At 64.8% G+C, this 5,913-nt stretch carries 4 protein-coding genes and 1 rRNA gene; 1 reads left to right on the forward strand and 4 read right to left on the reverse strand.

Translation table 11 applies throughout. The features are described 5' to 3' along the window. Nucleotides 1–653: ribosomal RNA gene (locus I71_RS08880) — 16S ribosomal RNA — on the reverse strand; the annotation flags it as partial. Nucleotides 654–1,266: 613 nt separating this feature from the next. On the opposite strand from I71_RS08880, the gene I71_RS08885 reads away from it, so the two are divergent. Beyond that, nucleotides 1,267–2,964 (forward strand): monovalent cation:proton antiporter-2 (CPA2) family protein, encoded by a 1,698-nt coding sequence (locus I71_RS08885; protein ID WP_042693986.1) that lies wholly within the window; start codon nt 1,267–1,269, stop codon nt 2,962–2,964. A gap of 24 nt (nt 2,965–2,988) precedes the next feature. On the opposite strand, the gene I71_RS08890 is transcribed toward I71_RS08885, so the two are convergent. Genes I71_RS08890 through cysT form a run of 3 tightly spaced genes read right to left on the reverse strand, consistent with a single transcriptional unit; the run spans nt 2,989 to nt 5,837 of the window. Beyond that, nucleotides 2,989–4,026 carry a sulfate/molybdate ABC transporter ATP-binding protein gene (locus I71_RS08890; RefSeq protein ID WP_083897062.1) on the reverse strand — a complete coding sequence of 346 codons (1,038 nt, stop codon included), beginning with the start codon at nt 4,024–4,026 and terminating at the stop codon, nt 2,989–2,991. Nucleotides 4,027–4,057: 31 nt separating this feature from the next. Next, a complete protein-coding gene (gene cysW, locus I71_RS08895; protein ID WP_042693988.1) occupies nt 4,058–4,945 on the reverse strand; it encodes a sulfate ABC transporter permease subunit CysW in 888 nt (295 codons plus the stop codon). Continuing rightward, complete coding sequence (gene cysT / locus I71_RS08900; protein WP_083897063.1) at nt 4,935–5,837, reverse strand: sulfate ABC transporter permease subunit CysT; 903 nt, start codon at nt 5,835–5,837, stop codon at nt 4,935–4,937. Before cysT ends, cysW begins: the two co-directional genes overlap by 11 nt. Nucleotides 5,838–5,913 lie beyond the last annotated feature (76 nt).

Raw genomic sequence — 5,913 nt, forward strand, 5'->3', positions numbered from 1 at the left:
ACGAATTTCACCTCTACACTGGAATTCCACCATCCTTTCGGGACTCAAGCCTGCCAGTATCAAAAGCTATTCCCAGGTTGAGCCCGGGGCTTTCACTTCTGACTAAACAGGCCGCCTACGCGCCCTTTACGCCCAGTAATTCCGAACAACGCTAGCCCCCTTCGTATTACCGCGGCTGCTGGCACGAAGTTAGCCGGGGCTTCTTCTCACGCTACCGTCATCATCGTCGCGTGCGAAAGAGCTTTACAACCCTAAGGCCTTCATCACTCACGCGGCATTGCTGGATCAGGCTTGCGCCCATTGTCCAATATTCCCCACTGCTGCCTCCCGTAGGAGTCTGGGCCGTGTCTCAGTCCCAGTGTGGCTGATCATCCTCTCAGACCAGCTACGGATCGTAGGCTTGGTGAGCCATTACCTCACCAACTACCTAATCCGACGCGGGCCCCTCTCTCGGCGTAAACTTTCTCCGCCCAAATTTCTCTGGGGGACGTATCCGGTGTTAGCGTCCGTTTCCAGACGTTATTCCGAACCGAAAGGCAGGTTCCCACGTGTTACTCACCCGTGCGCCACTAAGGCCGAAGCCTTCGTTCGACTTGCATGTGTTAGGCATGCCGCCAGCGTTCGTTCTGAGCCAGGATCAAACTCTCAGGTTCAGATCGTGACCAAAGTCACGACTGACAGGACCGCCGATAGCGATCTCCTGAAACGTCGATACTGTTCACAGTTTCTCTGCTCAAAAGATGCACAGACGATCCTCATTGTGCCGATCCCCAAAAGAACCAACACCACAAGGCCGCAACGGCTACCAACTGCCGCCGCCTGCGCATCCCTTCTCGACTTCACGATCTACAATGTCCAAGAGCCATCCCGATCACGACAAATCATCATCCGGTGAACCGGGCTGATGCATCGTCATTTTAAGATCGGAAGAGCGCAAACCGACCGGTTCGCGCTGGCAGGCAACTTTTCTATCTCTTTCAGCCGATTGGGTCAAGCCCTTTTTTCGGCCTCTCCACCGAAGGGTCGGCGGAGCGATGAGCAGAAACGCAGCTGCCCCAATCCTTCGGGGCCTCGACCCTTGGCGTCTTCGCTTTCGTGAAAGGCGCCGCCAGGCGAGGGCCAGGTATATACGAAGCGGCATTGGGTTCGTCCAGGACAAAATGCGAGGTCGACCGCGAATTGAGGCAGCGCCGTTGCCATCGCACTTGCGGGAGGGGGGATCGGAAGACGATACAGATGCGCCCCTGCCCTTTCCCGCGTCCGGCTATGCACGATCCTTCGCTTCTGTTCGACATCCTGTCTCTGCTGCTGGCCGCCATTCTGGTGGTGCCGCTGTTCCAGGCGCTGCGCATCCCGGCCGTCCTGGGGTATCTGGTGGCAGGCGCACTGCTGGGTCCGCACACGCCGGGCCCGGTGGTCGATCTGGCGGTGCCGCAGGTGCTGTCGGAGTTCGGCGTCGTTTTCCTGCTATTCGCCATCGGGCTGGAACTGCCGGTCTCGCGCCTGCGCGCCATGAGGCACTACATCTTCGGCCTGGGGTTGATGCAGGTCGGACTGACGAGTGCGGCCATCGGCTTTGCCGCGTGGTGGCTCGGCCTGTCGCCGGAAGCCTCGCTGATCGTCGGCGGCATGCTCGCCTTTTCCTCGACCGCAACGGTGTTGAAACTGCTGGTGGAGCGTGGCGAGACCGTCGCCCGCTTCGGCCGTATTTCCGTCGCCGTGCTGATCTTCCAGGATCTGGCGGTGGTGCCGCTGCTGACCCTGCTCCCGCTGCTGGCCGATCCCAACGCCAGCATTCCACTGGCCCTGGCGCTCGCTGCGGTGAAGGCGGTGGCGGCAATCCTGGGGATCATGCTGCTGGGCCGCTTTGTCGTGCGGCCGGCCTATCGCTTCATCGCTTCGGCCGGCAATCCGGAGCTGTTCACCGCCACCAACCTGTTCGTAGTGCTGGCGGTCGGCTGGCTGACGGCGGAGGCCGGTATGTCGATGGCGCTGGGCGCCTTCCTGGCTGGCATGCTGCTGGCCGACACCGCCTATCGCCATCAGGTCGAAGCCGACATCGAGCCGTTCCGAGGCTTGCTGCTCGGCCTGTTCTTCATGACGGTCGGCATGTCGCTCGACCTGCCGGCGATGGCGACGGAGGCCCAGACCATCGCCGCGCTGACCGTTGCATTGCTGGTCGGCAAAAGCCTGCTGCTGATCCTGCTCTGCCGGCTATCCGGGCTGGGGTTGGCGACAGCGCTCAGGATCGGGTTGCTGCTGTCGCAGGGAGGCGAATTCGCCTTCGTGCTGATCGGCAAGGCGGTCGGCCTGTCGGTGCTGGACGGGCATACCGGACTGCTGCTGTCGTCCTCGGTGGCGCTCAGCATGGCGGTGACGCCGGCCATCGGCGCGGTGGCCCAACGGATCGCGCAGGCGATCGAAGCGCGCCTAGGCGCCGAGGCCTTCGGCATCGAGACCAGCGACCTGAAAAGCCATGTACTGATCTGCGGCTACGGCCGCGTCGGCAAGGCGGTCGCCAAGCTGCTGACCGAGCACAACATCGCCTATGTGGCGCTGGACCTGGAGCCGCAGCGCATCGCCGCCGCGCGCAATGATGGGTTGCCGGTCTATTACGGCGATGCCAGCCAAGGCACGGTGCTGCGCGCCGCCGGAATCGAACGGGCACGGGCCGCCGTCATCACGCTGAACCGGCCGGACGCCGCGCACCGTGCGGTCGAGGCGATCCATGCGACGGCGCCAAGGCTGCCGATCATCGCCCGCGCCCACGACCTGGGGCAGAGCGCAGCCCTTGCGAATGCCGGGGCAAGCGCAATCGTGCCGGAAACCATGGAGGCCAGCCTGCAACTGGCCGGCCTCGTCCTGCGCAGCGCCGGGGTGGAGGCGGCGGCGGTGGACCTCAGTCTGAAAACCCACCGCGACCGCAATTACCGGACGCTCGCCGATCAGCAGACGCCGAACTGATCGACAGACGCCAACTGATAGAGTTTAGCGAGCGAACACCCGCGCGCGGTCGATGTGAACGGCGCAGCGGTCGCCGGCCGCGATGCCGAGTGTGGCGAGGCGTTCGCGGTCCATCTCCGCCTCCAGCGACAGGCCGGCAAGGTCGATCTCGATCCGCGCATCGGGGCCGACGACATGGATGCCGGAAATGCGCGCCGGGCCGGCCGAGGCCGGGGTCACGACAAGGTCATGCGGGCGGACATAGGCGACCGCCGCACCCTGCACGCCGCCTTCGGTCGGGATCGCCAGGGCGCCATCGCCGACACGGGCAACGCCGTCCTCCACCGTGCAGTCGAAGCGGTTCACCTGCCCGAGAAATTCATAGACGAAGGCCGAGGCCGGGTGGTCGTAGACCTCTGCCGGGGTGCCGATCTGCTCGATCCGGCCCTGGTTCATCACCACGACGCGGTCGGCCAGTTCCAGCGCCTCCTCCTGATCGTGGGTGACGAAGACCGAGGTGATGTGGATGTCGTCGTGCAGCTTGCGCAGCCAGCGCCGCAGTTCCTTGCGGACCTTGGCGTCGAGCGCGCCGAAGGGCTCGTCGAGCAGAAGCACCTTCGGTTCGATGGCAAGCGCGCGGGCAAGCGCCACACGCTGCCTCTGCCCGCCCGAGAGCTGGGCCGGATAGCGGCCGGCGAAGGGCGAGAGCTGCACCAGCTCCAGCAGCTCGGTCACCCGCCGCGTGATTCGGCGGAGCCGGGGCGTTGACCGCGCGGCCGCACCTTCAGCCCGAAGGCGACGTTGTCGAACACGGTCATGTGGCGGAACAGGGGCGTAATGCTGGAAGACGAAGCCGACCTGCCGGTCGCGCGGCTTCAGCCCCAGCGCCTCCTCTCCATTCAGCAGCAGGCCACCGCCATCGGGGCTTTCCAGCCCGGCCATGATGCGCAGCAGCGTGGTCTTGCCCGAGCCAGAAGGGCCGAGCAGGGCCAGAAGTTCCCCCGACCTCACCTCCAGATCGACGGAGTCGAGCGCGGTGAAATCGTTGAAGCGCTTGGTGATGCCTGAAACCTGGATCGCCATTGGTCCCGTTTTCCTCTCCAGAGCCCGGCGATCAGTGCCGGGACGCCGCCAGCTCGTCCCCGAAGCGCCACTCCAGCGCGGTCTTCACGACCAGCGTGACCAGCGCCAGCATGGCCAGGAGCGAGGCGACCGCGAAGGCGGCGACGAAATTGTATTCATTGTAGAGAATCTCGACATGCAGCGGCATCGTGTTGGTTTCGCCCCGGATATGGCCGGACACGACCGACACGGCACCGAACTCGCCCATCGCGCGGGCGTTGCACAGCAGAACGCCGTAGAGCAGGCCCCATTTGATGTTGGGGATCGTCACCCGCCAGAAGGTTTGCCAGCCCGACGCGCCCAGCACCAGCGCCGCCTCCTCCTCGTCGGAGCCCTGTTCCTGCATCAGCGGGATCAGCTCGCGCGCCACGAAAGGGAAGGTGACGAAGATGGTGGCGAGCACCAGCCCCGGCACGGCGAAGATGATCTGGACGCCCATGTCGCGCAGATAGGTGCCGAACAGCCCGTTCATGCCGAACAGCAGGACATAGATCAGGCCGGAGATCACCGGCGACACCGAGAATGGCAGGTCGATCAGCGTGATCAGCAGATTCTTGCCTCGGAAATCGAACTTGGCGACGCACCAGGAGGCGGCGACGCCGAACAGCAGGTTGGCCGGCACCGAGATGGCGGCGACGATCAGCGTCAGTTGGATGGCGGCAACCGCATCCGGTTCGGTCAACGCCGTCAAATAAGCATCGACGCCGCGGCGCAGCGCCTCGACGAAGACCGCGACCAGCGGCAGCAACAGGAACAGCGCCAGGAACAGCAGGGCCCCGGCGATCAGGGCGACGCGGACCCAGGCCGGCTCGGTCAGGGCGGCACACGCCGGCTGCACCCGGACAGAGGCCGGTACGACGATGCTGGCATCAGCGGGCATGGCGCGACCTCATCCAATGCTGGAGAAGATTGAGAATGAGCAGCATGACGAAGGAGACCGCCAGCATCGCGGTGCCGACCGCAGCCGCGCCGACATAGTCGTACTGTTCCAGCTTGATGACGATCAACAGCGGCAGGATCTCCGTCAGGCCCGGCATGTTGCCGGCGATGAAGATGACCGAGCCGTATTCGCCGATGCCGCGGGCGAAGGACAGCGCAAAGCCGGTGACCAGCGCCGGCAGGATCGCCGGCAGGATGACGCTGCCGAAGGTCTGCAGGCGGGACGCGCCGAGGGAGGCCGCGGCCTCCTCCTCCTCCGGCGGCAGATCCTGAAGGATCGGCTGCACGGTGCGGACGACGAAGGGAAGTCCGATGAAGGTGAGCGCGATGGCGATGCCGAGCGGGGTGAAGGCGACCTTCAGGCCGAACAGCTCGTCCAGCGGCTTGCCGATCCAACCGTTCGGCGCATAGAGCGCGCTGAGCGCGATGCCGGCCACGGCGGTCGGCAGGGCGAAAGGCAGATCGACCAACGCATCGACCAGCCGCTTGCCTGGGAAATCGTAGCGCACCAGCACCCAGGCGACCAGAAAACCGAAGATCGCATTGGTCAGCGCCGCGGCGAAAGACAAACCGAAGCTGACCTCGAAGGCGGCGAGCACGCGGGGAGTCGTCACCGCCGACCAGAATCCGCTCCAGCCCAAACCGCTGGACCTGACGATCAGGGCCGCCAGCGGAACCAGCACGATGCAGCTGAGATAACTGAGCGTGAAACCCAGCGTCAGCCCGAAGCCTGGGAGGACACTGGGTTTCCGGAAGAGGGGAGTGGAGGCGCGGACCGTCACCGCGCCCCCCTTTCCTGCCAGAGCACTATCGCTGTCGGCAGTGGCGACCATCGATCAACGCCCCTTCTGGAAGATCTGGTCGAAGACACCACCGTCCGAGAAGTGTTCTCCTTGCGCACGCCTCCCC

This window comes from Azospirillum sp. B506 (assembly GCF_000333595.1).
In the GTDB taxonomy this organism is placed as follows: Bacteria; Pseudomonadota; Alphaproteobacteria; order Azospirillales; family Azospirillaceae; genus Azospirillum.

What these genes read in the sequence shown, in the direction of transcription:
- I71_RS08885 (WP_042693986.1), top strand. Translation starts at nt 1,267, where the DNA reads ATGCACGATCCTTCGCTTCTGTTCGACATCCTGTCTCTGCTGCTGGCC.
- I71_RS08890 (WP_083897062.1), bottom strand. Translation starts at nt 4,026, where the DNA reads ATGGCGATCCAGGTTTCAGGCATCACCAAGCGCTTCAACGATTTCACC.
- cysW (WP_042693988.1), bottom strand. Translation starts at nt 4,945, where the DNA reads ATGCCCGCTGATGCCAGCATCGTCGTACCGGCCTCTGTCCGGGTGCAG.
- cysT (WP_083897063.1), bottom strand. Translation starts at nt 5,837, where the DNA reads ATGGTCGCCACTGCCGACAGCGATAGTGCTCTGGCAGGAAAGGGGGGC.